This is a genomic window from Chryseobacterium sp. AG844, assembly GCF_003182335.1.
Taxonomy (GTDB): Bacteria; Bacteroidota; Bacteroidia; order Flavobacteriales; family Weeksellaceae; genus Chryseobacterium; species Chryseobacterium cupriresistens.
The window spans coordinates 142,752-159,538 of record NZ_QGTV01000001.1 but is presented as its reverse complement, the minus strand read 5'-3'; the positions used below and the strand labels follow the sequence as shown (position 1 = coordinate 159,538).

Genomic DNA, 16,787 nt, shown 5'->3' with positions numbered 1-16,787 from the left:
CAAAATTATTACCATATGAAAACAATTAAAAAATTATCAAGAGAAGACAAGAAGAACATCAAAGGTGGTTTCACTGATATTCAGATTGAAGCCTGTGGAGGCGAGCAGTTTGTTTGTTTCCGCGGAGGCGGGAATTGGGGATGCTGGCTGAAGCCGGGAGGAACCTGCTATGCACCAATGCTGTAGTATTGAATAGACTAAACTCAATTTAAAAAATAAAGTACTATGAAAAATTCAAAAAAATTAAACAGAGATAGCTTAAGATCTATTATCGGAGGTACAGGAGACAGCTGTGCAGTTGACCTCGATTGCGGACCAAAAGGGTGTGCTGTATGTACAGATCTTAAAGGACGTAAAGTTTGTCTTTATCTTTTCCCTTATGATCCATCAGTTCCAGGAAGTTGTCTTATTTCAGAATCTTAAAACGTATTAAAAATTAAAACAACTATGAAAAATTTAAAGAAATTAAACAGAAAAGAACTTGAAAAATTAAATGGGGCAGCTGGTCCGTCCAGATGTGCAGGGTGTCCTCAGAATGCTACGTTTGGAGATGGACCTGAATATCAGTATCCATGTTCTGCTTATCAGGGACTGCCTGATTATTGTAAGATGTGTGTTCTGGTAAGTATGGAATGCGTAGACGGAGGTGTTTCTTAGCACAAGACCTGTTTCAGAACAATAAAAAAGCACTGTTTTTACAGTGCTTTATTTTTTTAACAGTTATCCGGAATATACATTCCTCTGGGTACGCAGATCAATTCTCCATTGCATCCTGCTCCGCAGGTTTCATGTATTTCGCAGTTTAAGTTACATATGTTACTTCCTCCGTTTACATTTTTAAGACTTCTTCTGTCTAATTTTTTTAGATTTTTCATATTTATTATTAGTTTAAGTTTTAAATATAATAAATATTCGTGATAAAAAAATTATTTTATGCTTTTGGAAAGATCAAGCATTGCTTCAATAGGCTTTAATGCTTTTAATCTTAATTCTTCGTCGATAAGAATTTCCGGAAGTTCATATTTCATACATAGATACAATTTTTCCATTGTATTACGCTTCATATAAAAACATTCTGAACAGTTACAGCTTTCGTCGAAAACCAATGCAGGAATCAGTTCTTTGTGAGGTGCACGTTTTTTCATTTCATGAAGAATACCTTCCTCAGTAGCGATGATGAATTTCTGGCAGTCATCTTTTTCTACATAATTTAAAAGCGCAGAAGTAGAGCCGATGAAATGAGCTAATTTCAATACCGCTTCTTCGCTTTCAGGGTGTGCAATTAGTTTTGCATCCGGGTTGTCTGCCAATTGCTGGGCAATTCTTTCCATTGAAAATGCTTCGTGTACCACACAGCTTCCATCCCAAAGGATCATATCGCGGCCTGTTTTCTTAGAAAGATATCTTCCCAGGTTTTTGTCAGGTGCAAAAATGATCGGTCTGTCTTTCGGAAGTGCTTCAATCACTGTTTCAGCGTTTGAACTTGTAACGATAATATCACTTTCAGCTTTAGTTTCAGCATTACAGTTGATGTAAGTAGCAATTAAAGCATTCGGGTGCTGCTCTCGCATTTTTCTCAGTCCTTCTCCTGAACATCCATCTGCCAGAGAGCATCCGGCCATGGTATCAGGAAGAACTACTTTTTTAGTTGGATTCAGAATTTTAGCGGCTTCTGCCATGAAATGTACTCCACAGAATACAATCATGTCAGCATTGGTATCTTTAGCCTGTCTTGCCAACTGTAAAGAATCTCCAAGGAAATCTGCGATGTCCTGAATTTCTCCGGGCTGGTAATAATGGGCAAGAATAACCGCATTTTTTTCTTCTTTCAGTTTGAGAATGGCCTTCACCAATTCTTCACCCTGAGGAATAGCAATATCTTTTATATCCAGAAATCCTCTGACAGGAATTGCAGATTTAGCTTTTTCTAATGTTTCGGTACTCATATCAACCTCAATTTTTTATGATCAGAAGCTAGAGGTTAGAAATTAGAAGTTAGATTTTGAGTGTAGTATTTTACTCCCATCCTCCTTCTTCCATCTTCCAGCCATTAATTACTGATAAAACTTTTTATTAAACTTTCTATTTCTTTTTTAGCTGCATCAAGATCTTCATTAATCACGATCTTGTCAAACCCGCTGGCGTAGGTCATTTCTTCTTCTGCCTTTGCGACACGGGTTTTTATGGTTTCTGCATCATCTGTGTTTCTGGAGATCAATCTTCGTTCCAATTCTTCAATGGAAGGCGGTTCTATAAAAATAGACAACGCTTTTTCACCGAAGTATTTTTTTAATGAAATGCCTCCTTTTACATCTACATCAAAAATAACAACTTTTCCCTGATTCCAGATTTTTTCTACTTCAGATTTTAAAGTACCGTAATATTTGTCAGTATAAACTTCTTCATATTCTACAAAAGCATCTTCGGAAATTTTCTGTCTGAACTCCTCCGGTGTCAGAAAATGATAATCTACGGCATGTACTTCACTTCCTCTTGGCTGTCTTGTAGTACATGAGATTGAAAATGCCAGTTCAGGAAATGTCTCCAGTGAATGCTTTACCAATGTAGTTTTTCCGCTCCCTGATGGTGCTGAAAATATAATTACTTTATCCATTTTTTTGGGTTTCGGGTTACGGGTTTCGAGTTTGGTGATCTATTCTTAGAACAACCACGCATCTCGTACCCCGTATCTATCATTACAATACGTTTAACGTTTGTTCTTTAATTTTTTCAAGGTCGTCTTTCATCATCACCACCAGTTTCTGGATTTCTGCGTGATTGGCTTTAGAACCCAGTGTATTGATTTCTCTTCCGATTTCCTGAGAAATAAATCCCAGTTTTTTTCCGTTGAAAGACTCATTGTCCATTACTTCTTTATAATATTTCAGGTGCTGGGCAAGTCTTACCTTTTCTTCAGAAATATCAAGTTTTTCAGTGAAATAGGCCATTTCCTGATAGAAACGTGTTTCATCAACATTTTCAAATTCTTTCAAAGATTTCTGATAACGTTCTTTCACGCTTACAATTCTTTCTTCTTCAAAAGGAATCACTTCGCTAAGATATTTGTCGATATTCTGAATATTTCTGTTGAGTTCTTCGTGTAAGATACCACCCTCAGTTCTTCTGAATTCTTCGAATCTGTCTACGGCATTATTGACAATCTTAGCCAGAGCTTCCCATTCACCTTCCGTTAATTCGTCAGGTCTTGAAGTGATGGCATCAGGAAGTCTTACTGCCATTTTAAGGTATTCGAAATTGGGACCGTCAGAAGCTATGTTTTTAAGTTCGTTAATATAAGAGTCAATTAAGTTTTTATTGATTTTTACATCGTTGGACTCTTCAAGATTCTCAATATTAACGTAGCAGTCTACTTTTCCACGGATAATTCTATCGTTAAGAATTTTTCTGATTTCAAATTCTTTTTCTTTATAACGTAAAGGAATTTTAATATTTAAATCAAAGCTCTTGCTGTTCAGAGATTTAATATCAATAGTAATTTTTTTTCCTTCAAAAACATCTTCGGCTCTACCGAATCCGGTCATTGATAAAATCATAGTTTTTTATTGTTCTACAAAGATAAACAATTAAGTGTATAATGTGATACAATGAAATTCCAACGTATACAATCTGATCATTCAATTTTAAATAACCATTAAAATTTTAATGAAGATGTTAAGAATATTAAGATGAGCTTCGCTTTTAGCATAGTGCTTAAAAGAAATCTATTTGATTTTTTCTTAATTAAACTTAACAACTTAAATATTCTTAATGGTTCAAAACAATCCGTAGCTTTTTTGTGTTTAAAAATAAAAATTCAAATGAGCTCGTTTTCGTAAATTAGCGCTGTGAAAAAGAAAAATTTAATTTCTGTAGTAGGACCCACCGGAATTGGAAAAACGAGATTGGCAATTGATTTGGCGAAACATTTCAATACGGAGATTATTTCCTGTGATTCCCGCCAGTTTTTTAAAGAAATGAAAATAGGAACGGCAGCTCCTTCGGAAGAAGAACTGGCGCAGGCACCTCATCATTTTATCGGAAATCTTTCAGTGGAAGAGTATTATTCTATCGGGCAGTATGAAGAAGATGCGCTTCAAAAACTTAATGAACTTTTTGCTGCTCATGACACGGTAATTCTTGTTGGAGGAAGCATGATGTATGAAAAAGCGGTGATAGAAGGTCTCCACGATCTTCCGGAAGCCAATGCTGAAAACCAGGAGAAGCTTCAAAATATGATGGAGCAGGAGGGAATAGAAAAACTTCAGGAGATTTTAAAAGAACTGGATCCTGAATATTTCAATGTAGTGGATATTCACAATCACCGCAGGCTGTTGAGAGCTATTGATATTATCTGGCAGACGGATAAAAAATATTCTGAACATATTTCAGTGTCTCAAAATGGAAGAGATTTTAATGTCATCAGAATCGGGATAGAAGCTCCAAGGGAAGAATTATATGACAGAATTAACCGCAGAGTGGATATCATGATGGAGAATGGACTGCTGGATGAGGTGAAAAGTCTTGAGAAATTCAAAGGGTTGACAGCTTTGAATACTGTAGGTTACGCTGAACTGTTCAAATATTTTGATGGAGAATGGGATCTTGATTTTGCGGTTTCGGAAATTAAAAAGAACAGCCGCAGGTATGCGAAACGCCAGCTGACCTGGTACAGGAAAGCGGATGATATTCATTATTTGCAATTAGGATATTCTCAGGAAGACTTTGAGGCTCTGTTAAAATGGATTGCTGAGCAATTTCAGGAATAAATTAAGCACTTAGTTTGTCATTCTGACGAAGGAAGAATCTCATCGATTGTTTTTAAAGATTCTTCATTCCACTTTGTTCCATTCAGAATGACAAACCGGACGCTTCATTTATCCATACACTGTGTCATTCCTTAGGAATCCAAGTTTAAATTCATATTGTAAATAAACAGAAACAATACAAAAAATGCGGCTCTGAAAAGAACCGCATCTTAAAACAAATATAATTTAATTTACTACTTCCAACCGCCGCCTAAAGCTCTGTATAAATCTACAATGCTGCTTAATCTCTGTCTTTTTATGGAAGCCAGATTCAACTCTGCCTGTAGGGAATTCCCCTGTGCTGTAATCACTTCCAGGTAATTGGCTGAACCTCCTTTGTAAAGAAGTTGTGCACTTTTAATTCCATCTTTTAATGTAGTTGCCTGTTCTGTCGCTTTTTGTTCCTGAACTTTTAAGTTTTCATTGGAAACCAAGGCATCAGAAATTTCTCCCACAGCATTTAATACTGATTGACGGAATGCAAGAACATTTTTTTCTCTTTGAATTTTGGCTACTTCCAGATCTGTTTTCAATTGTCTTTTCTGGAAAATAGGCTGGGTAATTCCCCCTAAAACCGATCCGAATAACGAAGCCGGAATCTGGAACCAGTTATCAAATTTGAATGAATTTACTCCACCATTCGCAGTAATTTTCAATGCCGGATACATATTCGCCTGAGCAATTCCTACCATCGCATTAGATTCTAATAAAACCAGTTCCTGCTGACGAACGTCCGGTCTTCTGCTTACCATAGCTGCCGGAAGTCCTGCCGTAATGTTTTGAGGCAATGAAGTATCAGACATTTCAATGGTTCTGTCGACTTTATTGGGAAGTTCTCCAACCAGAATACTCAGTGCATTTTCCTGGATGGCAATATTCTGCTCCAGCTGGGCTATCAGAAGTTCGGTAGCCTGTTTCTGTGCTGCGGCCTGTTGAACTCCCAAAGAAGTATTATCGCCGCTTTCCCACATTTTTTGGGTCATTAATAGGGTATTGCTGGTCAGTTCCAGGTTGGATTTTGCAATAGCCAATTGTCTGTCAAGCATTAACAAATTATAATACCCTTGTGCAATAGCTGCCACCACCTGAGTCTGAACTGCTTTTGAACCTTCATACGTCTGAAGATACTGCATTCTTGAAACTTCCTGCTGGTTTTTGATTTTTCCCCAGATGTCAGCTTCCCATGAAAGGTTGAAGGCTGCGTTATAATCCTCAACATGGCTCGAGCCTAAAAATAAATTTAAGCTTTGCCCGTTCATGCTGTTTTTGGATGGTCTTGAAATCTGTCCGCTTACTCCGAACCCAACATCCGGATACTGCATATATTTTGCCTGTTTCAGTTTTTCCTGTGAAGCAGCCACCTGCTTTAAGGCAATCTGAAGATCATAATTATTTTTAATTCCTTTTTCAATCAGTCCCTGTAAAATAGGGTCACTGAAAAACTGTTTCCACTCCAGATTGGCTATACTGGCTGTGTCTGCAGTGGCAGTGTACTGGAACTTTTCCGGAAGTGGAAGCTCAGGCTCCGTGTATGCCAGTTTAGACACACACGAAACAGAGCCGATGGCCAGCACAAATGTTAGAATAATATTTTTTACTCGTTTCATAGTTTTTAAACTTTTAATTGAAGACAAAACTTAGAGAGGTTTCTGTTGATGCAAAAAATTTCTTTAGTAGGAGAAAATAGTTAGTTTTTTAAACCATTAAGAACAGGCAGGTAAATAGGTAAACCTATGATCTTAAACTTTTCTCTAAGTTTTTGTCATTCATTTTTTTATTAGTGACTAGCAGCTAAAAGTTCTTCCTCCATTTGTTTTTTCAGAAGTCTTTTCTTTTTTCTGCTTGGCATTTTTTCATGCAGGTACTGGAACACTACATACATTACCGGAATAATAAAGATCCCGAAGATTACTCCTGTAAGCATTCCTCCTACGGTACTGTAACCGATAGAGTGGTTTCCTTTTGAAGAAGCACCTTGTGTCCATACCAATGGAAGCATTCCCACGATGAAGGCAAAAGAGGTCATTAAGATCGGTCTTAAACGTAATCTTGATGCCTGAAGGGCAGATTCAATCAATGTTTTACCGGCTTTTCTTCTCTGTACGGCAAATTCCACAATCAGGATGGCATTCTTCGCTAATAATCCTACAAGCATGATCAATCCTACCTGAACGTAAATATTGTTATCAATTCCAGCTAGTCCTGTGAAGGCAAATACTCCGAAAATCCCTGTTGGAATGGTAAGAATAATCGCAAACGGAAGGATATAACTTTCATACTGTGCGGCCAGTAAGAAGTAAACGAATAGAATACTTAAGAAGAAAATAAAGGCAGTTTGTCCGCTTGTTTTAATTTCTTCACGGGTAATCCCTGTCCACTCATATCCGTATCCTCTTGGAAGTGACTGCTGGGCAACTTCTTCTACCGCTTTGATGGCATCTCCGGTACTGTAACCGGGTTTCGGAGTTCCGTTAATGGTTACTGCGTTGAAAAGGTTATTTCTTGTTACCGTTTCAGGACCGAAAGATCTTTTTAACGTTACCAGAGTTTTGGCAGGAACCATTTCTCCTGATTTATTTTTAACATAGATTCCTTCCAGTGAATTAACATCCGTACGGTAAGGAATATCGGCCTGAGCCATTACTCTGTAATACTTTCCGAATCTGTTGAAATCCGATACAAAGCTACTTCCGAAATAAATCTGCATGGTCTGCATCAGTTCTGTTACAGAAACGCCCAGCTGGTTAGCTTTATCAGTATCCACATCAATAGTATACTGAGGGTTTCCTGCCGCATATGTTGTAAAGGCGAAAGCAATTTCAGGTCTTTTCATAAGCTCTCCGATAAACTGCTGAGTGGTTGTTCCCAACTGTTCAAAAGAACCATTCGTTTTGTCCTGAAGCATGAATTCAAATCCGGAAACGTTACCGAAACCTTGTACAGTAGGGAAGTTGAAGAAGAATGCGTTGGCATCTTTCACCTGACTTACCTTACCTGTCAACGTTGCTGCAATCTGATCAGGATCTTTCATTTCACCACGCTTGTCATAATCTTTAAGCTTAATGAAACCTGCAGAATAGGGAGACGCGTTGGCATTACTGATGAAGTTCATCCCGTCCGCTACCCAAAGGTGGTTGGTTGCTTTTTCACCATTAATGATTTGATCAATTTGAGCCGTAGCTCTGTGGGTTCTTTCCAGTGAACTTCCCGGAGGAGTATTCACTGCATATAATACGAATCCCTGGTCTTCCGTAGGAATGAATCCTGACGGCGCTTTCTTGATTAAAAATACACTTGCTGCTGTGATGATAACAAGACCTCCTATCGCCACCCATTTGTTTTTAATTAAAAACTTAAGGCTGTAAATATATTTTCTGGTCATGCTGTTGAAGCTCGCATTGAAAGCATTGAAGAACCTTGCTCCAAAACCTTTTTTATGACCGTGCTCTCCATGGTCTCCCTGAGGATCATTTAAGAACATCGCACATAATGCAGGGCTCAATGTTAATGCATTAATCGCTGAAATTAAAATCGCAATCGCCAATGTGAAAGCAAACTGTCTGTAGAAAACTCCTGCAGGTCCCTGCATAAATCCAACCGGAATAAACACGGCACACATTACCAGTGTAATGGAAATAATGGCTCCTGAAATTTCACTCATCGAGTGCATCGTAGCATGCTCTACAGGCATTCCCGTCTGTTCCATTTTAGAATGGACGGCTTCCACCACCACAATGGCATCATCCACTACAATACCAATGGCGAGTACCAATGCAAATAAGGTAAGCATATTGATACTGAAACCAAATAACTGCAGGAAGAAGAAGGTTCCTATAATCGCAACGGGTACGGCAATAGCAGGAATTAAGGTAGATCTGAAATCCTGAAGGAAAATAAATACTACAATAAATACCAAGATGAAAGCGATAACAAGTGTTTCCACAACCTGATGAATAGAAGCATCCAGGAAGTCTTTAGAGTTGTACATGATGATTGGCTTCACTCCTTTTGGAAGTGTGGTTTCCATTACTTTCACCTGCTTTTCAATTTCGGTCAGGATTTCGTTGGCATTAGAACCTGCGGTCTGCAGTATCGCAAATCCGGCAACGGGTTTTCCGTCTACTCTGTTGGTCGCAGTATAGGTATAAGAACCGAATTCTACTCTTGCAACATCTTTTAATCTTAAGAAAGATCCATCACTGTTGGCTTTGATGGCGATGTTTTCATAGTCTTCACCCTTATTCAGTTTTCCTTTATATTTAAGGATATACTCGTAGGTTTCCTTACTTCCCTGTCCAAGACGGCCCGGAGCTGCTTCAAGGTTGTGGTCTTTAATAGCTCCCAAAACTTCCTGAGGCGAAAGATTATTAGCCGCCAGACGATCCGGTTTCAGCCAGATTCTCATGGAATAATCCCTTGTCCCGAATACCTGAGCCTGTGCTACCCCCGGAATACGCTGTATCTGTGGAATAACGTTGATTTTCAGGTAGTTTTGAAGAAATAATTCATCGTATTGTTTCGCATCTTCACTGGTCAGTCCCATGAACATAATCATACTGTTCTGAACCTTCTGGGTTGAGATCCCGGCTTGTACCACTTCCTGAGGCAGCTGGCTCATCGCTTTCGATACACGGTTCTGTACGTTTACTGCTGCATTGTCTGCATCGGCACCCTGTTTGAAGAAAACACTCAGGGTCATGGTACCGTCGTTACTGGAGTTTGAGGTCATATACGTCATGTTCTCAACTCCGTTTACCGCTTCTTCAATAGGAGTGGCTACTGAACGGGCTACCACTTCAGCATTGGCTCCAGGATAGAATGCCGTAACCTGAACGCTTGGTGGAGCGATGTCCGGGAAAAGGGCAATCGGTAAATTAAAGAGAGACAAAGCTCCCAATAATAAGAGTATTATGGAGATGACCGTTGAAAGGACCGGTCTTTCTATAAATTGTTTTAACATAAGAAGTTTATTTTTTTAAGTCTTCTGTATTCGGAAAGAACTATAATGGTTTTGCTTTTAACAAGCTGTCCGAAGAAATATTTTTCGGCTTGATGGAAGCACCGTCTTTCAGGTTTCCAATTCCCGTGAATACAATTTTTTCTCCAGGCGCAAGCCCTTCAGAAATAAAATAATAGCTATCCGTTTTTCCTGATATTTTGATCGGTCTCCCGGTTACCTTCTGGTCTTTACCCATTACATAGACATAGGTTTTATCTTGAATTTCGAAGGTTGATTCCTGGGGAATTACGACTGCATTAGAAATCAGCTGTGGCATACGCACTCTTCCTGTATTTCCGGTTCTTAAAGTTCCGTTGGCATTAGGGAAAACGGCACGTACACTGATGGCTCCCGTAGTTTTGTCAAACTGTCCGTCTACAATGCTTAATCTTCCTTTTTCAGGGTAAGTACTGTTGTCGGCAATCACAAGATCTACCATGGGCATATTTTTCAGTTTTTCTTCTAAGCTTGCTCCCGGATATTTATTCTGGAAAGCAATGAAATCAAGTTCGCTTAAAGAGAAATACGCATAGATTTCGCTGATATCAGATAATAATGTCAATGGATTTGGATCTGTTCTGGAGATCAGACTTCCTTTTTTGTAAGGAATTCTTCCAATATAACCGCTTACAGGAGCTGTAATGGTTGTAAATCCTACGTTGATTCTGGCGCTTCCTACAGATGCTCTGGCCTGAGCTGCGGCAGCAACAGCGGCTTCATAATTGGCTTTTGCAGTTTTAAGCTGTACATCAGAAACTACTTTGGCAGCCACCAGCGGCTGAAGTCTGTCTACTTCCACTCTTGCTTTTTGGATATTGGCATTGGCAGCCTGAAGATTAGCCTGAGCCATATTCATCTGTTCGCCATAGCTTCTTGAGTCTATTTTAAATAACGGTTGTCCTGCTCTTACATATGCTCCTTCTTCTACATAGATTCTGTCCAGGTATCCATCTACCTGAGATCTGATTTCTACGTTGTTTTTCCCTTCCAATGCAGTTGGGAATTCCTGATATGTAGTAGCGGGTGAAGTGATAACGGTATAAACCGGAAGTTCTGGAGCTGGAGGTGCGGCATTGGTTCCTTCTGCGGCTTTTGTGCAGCTCTGTAAAAGAATTATACTTGCAATAAGTACAATAAACCTTGTTTTTCCAGGTAATTTCATTGTTGGTTTAATTTTTTTAATGAAGTGTTAGAGGTAAGTAAAAAATGTTTTGATAAATGCTGTATTTTTTCCTAACAGTGTTAATAATTTGTTCAAAAAAAATTACAGAATTTTTAATGTCCGATGAGGTCGATTGTTTCCATAATTGAAATTTTTTTAATGTATTGAAGTGTATAATGTTGGTGTAAGGTGTGTTAATTTTACTAACAGTGTTAATTTGTAAGCAAAAAATGATTACTTTTAACAGCTGAATCTTATATATTGCTTCATAAGTGATTTCATTTTTTAATCAGGAATAACAGAATAATCTATATTAATTCAGTGTTAATTTTCCTAACGGTGTTAATTTTTAATTCAAAAAAAATCTATAAAGACTTAATAAAAGCCGAAACAGTTTCGTCCAAAGTCGTTTTATTCATCGTTGAAGGGATATCAGCTGTACGCATCATCATTATAGAGATCATACCGTGAACGGCAGAAAACAGAGCGTGGGACATATGGCAGGCATTGTCCGGATTGGATCCGTTTTTCTTTATAATCTCATAAGTACATTCATAGATAAGTTCCTGAAATGATGAGAATTCTTTTTTCATCTGCCCTTTTCCACAGCATTGCATTCCAAGACCAAACATCAGCTGGTAATATTCCTTATTTTTAAAAGCAAAGTTCCAGTACGCATCCACAATAGCAACAAGCTGCTCTTCCGGAGTGTCGTGTTTCTGCTGAGCTTTTAATAATTCTATATGTAACTTATGAAAGCCATCTAAAGAAATTTCAAATAGAATAGCTTCTTTATTTTCAAAATAATCATATACAACGGGAGCACTATACTCAATAGCATCTGCTATCTTACGCATAGAAAGCGAACCCCAGCCTTCAGTTTTAGCCAACGTAAAAGCAGCCTGCAAGATATTTGCACGGATGGATTCTTTTTCTCGTTGACGGCGTTCATGTAGACCCATGATTTTTATTTACTAACAGCGTTAGCAAAACTACAAACTTTTTGATATAAGTTCCAAAGGATATTGTGAGTTTTATGGGTTCGCCTACTTTTAAATAAAATTAATTAAAGGCTGGAAGCTGGAAGAATGGGAGCTGGAAGTTATTTTTAAGGTTAATAGAATTTGACTATAACTATTTTTGAGGGCTAACAACCTTATCTCTTCCGGCTTCCTTACTTTATTAAAAATGAAAATGTCTTCTTCCTAATTAACAAAAGAAATAATTATCTTTGCCTGTAAAGAAATAAGGATATGAATACTCCCTCAAATATGTTGGCATTAGGAACAAAAGCTCCGTTTTTTGAACTTCCTAACCCATCAAAAACGAATGAACTTCAGTCTTTGGAAGAGCTGAAAGGAGAAAAAGGTACTTTGGTGATCTTTATGTGCAACCACTGTCCGTTTGTTCTTCATGTAATTGACAAGATCAATGAATTGTACGAAGATTATAACGAGCGCGGAATTGAATTCATCGCTATCAATGCTAACGATATTGAAAAATATCCGGCAGATTCTCCGGAAAAAATGATCGAATTCCAGATTCAAAGAAGATTTGATTTCCCTTATCTGTTTGATGAAAGCCAGGCAGTAGCAAAAGCTTACGATGCGGCTTGTACACCGGATTTTTATTTCTTTGATGATAAGCTTGACCTTGTATACAGAGGCCAGATGGATGATTCAAGACCAGGAAATAATAAAGATGTAACCGGAGAAGATCTGATTATTGCTTTTGAAAATCTTTTGGCTGGAGAACCTCAGGAAGAAATCCAGAGACCTAGCATGGGATGCAATATTAAATGGAAATAATTGCTGGTTATTTAATTACTGGTTTTATTGAATAATACGAAGCTGCTCTTTTGGAGTGGCTTTTTTGTTTCTTGCAACATAGTTCACCTATTATCCACACAGTTGTCACTCCGCAGGAGTCTCAACTTTACTTGGGTTTTATCGTAACCTACAGCGAAATCCCAATGGGTAAGCCTAGATTCCTACGGAATGGACAAACAAAGCATTTAGAATAACCACAAGAATTGTTGACAAGAATCAAGTAAATTATTAAAAACTTACTTTGGCTTTGACCTCCTTTTCAACCTTCAGATCCACATTCACTTTATTATGAGAATAATTCCTGATGAACTCTGAAGGAGTCTTGCCCGTATATTTTTTAAACATCCTGTTAAAGTAGGTCACATTATTAAAACCACATTGATAGCTGCATTCTGATATCGATTTGTCCTGTGCCATCAGTAGGCATGCCTTATTGATTCTGTATCGGTTCACAAATTCTGTAAACGTAATCTGGGTGGCTTTTTTAAAGAAATTACAGAAAGCGGGTAAAGTCAGGTTAGCTAGTTTTGCTACTTCTTCAATATCAATTTCCTTGTCGTAATGATGTTCTACGTAAGTGAAGATATTCTCAAGACGGGTTTTATTTTTTGAAATAATAGTGTAGGGCATGATTTCCTTATTTAAAAGATCATAATCCTCACATTTTGAAAGTTCAAAAAGAATTTCAAGCAATAATAAATATCTTTTATACCCTTCAGATTCCAGCATCAGTTTCAGTTTGGGAAGCATCACCTTTTTTACTTTTTGATGAAAATGAATCCCATATTTTGAAAGTTCCAAAAGGTTTTTGATAGATCTTGCTTCCACTTCCTGCTGGGGAAACTGAAGAATTTCTTCTTTAAACTGAAGGACAATTTCTTCATGCGGATCAATAGAATTCAGACCGAATCCGGAGTGGGGAATATTAGATCCGATTAACACCAGATCTCCATTCGTATAATTACTTTTATGATAGCCCACATGGCGTGTCCCACTCCCGGAAATAACACATACCAGCTCAATTTCGGGATGATAATGATACTCCCATTTGAATTCTGAAATGGGAGAATTATTATGAATGGTGCGGAATGAGCTCTTTTCATTAGGGATTACCCTTTCAAAAGTAACTTTCATCTAATTAATCATATTTATTCACTAAAAATACTAAATATATTAATATAGTTCAAATATTGATTTACTGTGTTAAATTATCGTTAACAGAAATGCTTCTATCTTAGCCAGCAAGAAATCACCTGAATGAAAAATCTTAACATCAAGGCCGCTTTATTTTTAAACTATTTTGTCTTCGCCATTCTTATGAATTCTGTAGGAACAGTCATTCTACAGGTACAGCAGAATTTTGGGATTTCAAAATCGTCGGCCAGTGTTTTGGAAGGCTTCAAAGATCTTCCTATTGCCATATGTTCTTTCATTCTGGCTTCATTTCTTCCGAAAATAGGAATCAAAAGATCGATGCTGATCGCCTTGCTGCTGGTAAGCTGTATGTGTTTTGTAATGCCGTTTACGAATGCCTTCTGGGTATTCAAGTTATTATTTGCCACAGTAGGGGTTTCTTTTTCATTGATCAAAATATCGGTTTTTACTTCTATCGGACTGGTAACGGAAACAGATAAGGAACATTCCAGTTTTATGGGATTTCTGGAAGGATTTTTCATGATCGGAGTATTGGCAGGGAATGTTTTATTCAGCTTATATATGGATGATCATAATCCGAAATCTACAGAATGGCTGAATGTGTATTGGGTGCTGGGAGGACTTTCAAGTTTGTCTTTTTTATTTCTGTTCTTTTCAAAACTGAACGAGCAGGAAGCTAAAAGTGAGAAAACAGATCTCTTGGGAGACTTAAAAAATAGTGTAAGCTTATTCAGCTATAAAAAAGTATTATGCTTTTTATTATGCGCTTTCCTTTTTGTATTGGTAGAGCAGAGTTTTCAAACCTGGACACCTACTTTTTATAAAGAAATTTTAAAAGTGCCTACCTCTATGAGTATCCAGGCGGGAGCGGTTTTAGCAGGAGCTTTTGCGTTGGGAAGATTTTTATCGGGATTCTTTTCCAAAAAATTCAGCTGGATTTATGTAGTTGCTTTCTGTGTGATAGGTTTTGCCGTCAGTTTATTGCTGGTTTTGCCTTTGACTCATGATATTCATATTGATACAAATACAAACTGGATGAATGCGCCTTTGGTTGTTTATTTATTTCCTTTGATGGGAGGTTTGCTGGCACCGATTTATCCGAGTATCAATTCTGTAATTCTGGCATCAATCCCGAAATATCTGCACAGTGCGATGTCAGGGCTGATTGTTGTGTTCTCAGCAATCGGGGGAACGATAGGTTCTATCATTACCGGTTTTGTGTTTCAGGAGTTCAGCGGGCAGCAGGCATTTTACCTTTCCCTGATTCCGCTTTCATTACTGATCACTTCGGCAGTGTTCATGAATAAATTAAAAATTAATCCTAAAAAATAACAATGAGTAATCAGCTTTATATAAACGAAATTCAAAGACTGTTTGACAATGTACAGAGATCTGAAATTTTTGAAGATCAGAAAATGATGACGGATGCAGTTCCTCTTTTTCCTATTGCAGAGATCAATGAGGATTATGAACAATCAAAAGATGCAGAAGGTTTTGATCTGAAGGATTTTGTGATGACTCATTTTGACTTTTTAGGAGCAAGAGTTTCTGTTCAGAGACAAGATCAGCTTCCCATTGGTGAGCATATTGAAAAACTATGGGATGAGTTAACCCGTACAGCGTATGAAGAAAAAGGAACGCTTTTAAAATTACCAAAACCCTATATCGTTCCGGGAGGTCGTTTCAATGAGTTTTTCTATTGGGACAGCTACTTTATTATGCTTGGATTGCAGGTTTCCGGAAGGGTAGAAATGATGGAAAATATTATTGAAAACTGTTCTTATCTGATCCAAAATGTAGGATTTGTTCCGAATGCGAGCAGAACTCATTTCCTGAGCAGATCGCAGCCTCCTTATTTTTCATTGATGGTTGATCTCCTTTTTGAAACAACGCATAATGAAGGAATTTATACACAATACCACGAAACTATGGAGAAAGAATATGCTTTCTGGATGGATGGTGAAGATGGGCTTGAAAACAATTCCAGCGTAAAAAGAGTAGTGAAAACAATAAACGGAGATATCCTGAACCGTTATTACGATGCAGAAAATGCACCACGTCCCGAAAGTTACCTGATCGATATTGAAGATCAGGAGACGGCTTCAGGAGAAGAATTTTACAGAAATATAAGAAGCGCCTGTGAATCAGGCTGGGATTTTTCCAGCAGATGGTTTGCAGACGGAGAAAATATACAGACGATAGAAACGCTGAACCTTGCACAGGTTGACCTGAACTGCCTTTTATGGCATTTGGAAATGACTTTGGCGAAATCTTCAGCACTTCAAAATCTGAGTGAAAAAGAAAATTATTTTTCAGAAAGAGCAGCAAGCCGAAGACAGATGATCAATAAATATTTCTGGGATGGAAATACTAACAATTATAAAGATTATCACACAAAAAAAAACACAAAAACACCGTCTGAACATATTGCTGCTCTTTACCCTTTATTTCTGGGTATTGCAAATCAGGAGCAGGCTGAGGCTGTTGCTAAAGTTGTTGCTGAAAAGTTTCTTTACCAGGGTGGTCTTGTTACCACAACTAAAAACTCGGGTCAGCAGTGGGATCTTCCCAATGCATGGGCTCCTTATCAATGGCTGGGCTTTAAAGCAATGAAAAATTACGGCTTTGATGAACTGGCAGAAAAAATTAAAAACAACTGGTGTTCCAATGTAGAAAGGGTCTACAAAAATACCGGGAAACTGATGGAAAAATACAATGCATTAGACACAGAAACAATAGCAGGCGGCGGGGAATACCCCAATCAGGACGGATTCGGTTGGACCAATGGAGTGTATTTACAATTACAACAAAACTGAACTAACAATAAAAGAATATGG

The 16,787-nt window shown here is 37.9% G+C and carries 16 protein-coding genes; 7 read left to right on the top strand and 9 right to left on the bottom strand.

Annotation, left to right across the window (positions count from 1 at the left end; all coding sequences use genetic code 11):
• Window positions 1-15: 15 nt before the first annotated feature.
• From DEU40_RS22255 to DEU40_RS00665, 3 genes are read left to right on the top strand one after another with little or no spacing between them, the layout of a single operon-like run.
• Window positions 16-186, top strand: coding sequence for a bacteriocin-like protein (locus DEU40_RS22255; protein ID WP_157885797.1), 171 nt, complete (start codon window positions 16-18; stop codon window positions 184-186).
• A gap of 39 nt (window positions 187-225) precedes the next feature.
• Window positions 226-423 carry a hypothetical protein gene (locus DEU40_RS00670; protein WP_110008067.1) on the top strand — a complete coding sequence of 66 codons (198 nt, stop codon included), beginning with the start codon at window positions 226-228 and terminating at the stop codon, window positions 421-423.
• A gap of 24 nt (window positions 424-447) precedes the next feature.
• Window positions 448-657, top strand: a complete 210-nt coding sequence (locus DEU40_RS00665; protein WP_110008066.1) for a bacteriocin-like protein — start codon at window positions 448-450, stop codon at window positions 655-657.
• Between the two features lie 56 nt (window positions 658-713).
• Here the strand turns inward: DEU40_RS00665 and DEU40_RS22250 are convergent, their stop codons facing one another.
• From DEU40_RS22250 to DEU40_RS00650, 4 genes are all read right to left on the bottom strand, one after another.
• Window positions 714-875 (bottom strand): bacteriocin-like protein, encoded by a 162-nt coding sequence (locus DEU40_RS22250; protein ID WP_157885796.1) that lies wholly within the window; start codon window positions 873-875, stop codon window positions 714-716.
• A gap of 51 nt (window positions 876-926) precedes the next feature.
• Window positions 927-1,946 carry a quinolinate synthase NadA gene (nadA, locus tag DEU40_RS00660; protein ID WP_002976710.1) on the bottom strand — a complete coding sequence of 340 codons (1,020 nt, stop codon included), beginning with the start codon at window positions 1,944-1,946 and terminating at the stop codon, window positions 927-929.
• Between the two features lie 104 nt (window positions 1,947-2,050).
• Entirely contained in the window at window positions 2,051-2,614 is a 564-nt protein-coding gene (gene gmk / locus DEU40_RS00655) for a guanylate kinase (RefSeq protein ID WP_110008065.1), read from the bottom strand.
• Between the two features lie 82 nt (window positions 2,615-2,696).
• Complete coding sequence (locus DEU40_RS00650) at window positions 2,697-3,554, bottom strand: YicC family protein (protein WP_082798853.1); 858 nt, start codon at window positions 3,552-3,554, stop codon at window positions 2,697-2,699.
• Between the two features lie 291 nt (window positions 3,555-3,845).
• On the opposite strand from DEU40_RS00650, the gene miaA reads away from it, so the two are divergent.
• Entirely contained in the window at window positions 3,846-4,766 is a 921-nt protein-coding gene (gene miaA / locus DEU40_RS00645) for a tRNA (adenosine(37)-N6)-dimethylallyltransferase MiaA (protein WP_110008064.1), read from the top strand.
• Window positions 4,767-4,999: 233 nt separating this feature from the next.
• On the opposite strand, the gene DEU40_RS00640 is transcribed toward miaA, so the two are convergent.
• The 4 genes from DEU40_RS00640 to DEU40_RS00625 all read right to left on the bottom strand — a co-directional run bounded on the left by DEU40_RS00640 (window position 5,000) and on the right by DEU40_RS00625 (window position 11,928).
• Window positions 5,000-6,412 carry an efflux transporter outer membrane subunit gene (locus tag DEU40_RS00640; RefSeq protein ID WP_062676226.1) on the bottom strand — a complete coding sequence of 471 codons (1,413 nt, stop codon included), beginning with the start codon at window positions 6,410-6,412 and terminating at the stop codon, window positions 5,000-5,002.
• A gap of 170 nt (window positions 6,413-6,582) precedes the next feature.
• Entirely contained in the window at window positions 6,583-9,765 is a 3,183-nt protein-coding gene (locus DEU40_RS00635) for an efflux RND transporter permease subunit (protein ID WP_110008063.1), read from the bottom strand.
• Between the two features lie 40 nt (window positions 9,766-9,805).
• On the bottom strand, window positions 9,806-10,966 hold the full coding sequence (locus tag DEU40_RS00630; RefSeq protein ID WP_110008062.1) for an efflux RND transporter periplasmic adaptor subunit: 1,161 nt from the start codon (window positions 10,964-10,966) through the stop codon (window positions 9,806-9,808).
• 365 nt (window positions 10,967-11,331) lie between these two features.
• A complete protein-coding gene (locus tag DEU40_RS00625; protein ID WP_034694942.1) occupies window positions 11,332-11,928 on the bottom strand; it encodes a TetR/AcrR family transcriptional regulator in 597 nt (198 codons plus the stop codon).
• A gap of 291 nt (window positions 11,929-12,219) precedes the next feature.
• Between DEU40_RS00625 and DEU40_RS00620 the strand changes: the two genes are divergently transcribed.
• A complete protein-coding gene (locus DEU40_RS00620) occupies window positions 12,220-12,774 on the top strand; it encodes a thioredoxin family protein (RefSeq protein WP_110008061.1) in 555 nt (184 codons plus the stop codon).
• A 249-nt stretch (window positions 12,775-13,023) separates the two neighbouring features.
• Here the strand turns inward: DEU40_RS00620 and DEU40_RS00615 are convergent, their stop codons facing one another.
• Window positions 13,024-13,929, bottom strand: a complete 906-nt coding sequence (locus DEU40_RS00615; RefSeq protein ID WP_110008060.1) for an AraC family transcriptional regulator — start codon at window positions 13,927-13,929, stop codon at window positions 13,024-13,026.
• Window positions 13,930-14,052: 123 nt separating this feature from the next.
• Here DEU40_RS00615 and DEU40_RS00610 point away from each other — a divergent pair, with 123 nt between their 5' ends.
• Window positions 14,053-15,282, top strand: a complete 1,230-nt coding sequence (locus DEU40_RS00610) for an MFS transporter (RefSeq protein ID WP_110008059.1) — start codon at window positions 14,053-14,055, stop codon at window positions 15,280-15,282.
• A gap of 2 nt (window positions 15,283-15,284) precedes the next feature.
• Window positions 15,285-16,766: a trehalase family glycosidase gene (locus DEU40_RS00605; protein ID WP_110008058.1), complete on the top strand. Its 1,482-nt coding sequence runs from the start codon at window positions 15,285-15,287 to the stop codon at window positions 16,764-16,766.
• Window positions 16,767-16,787 lie beyond the last annotated feature (21 nt).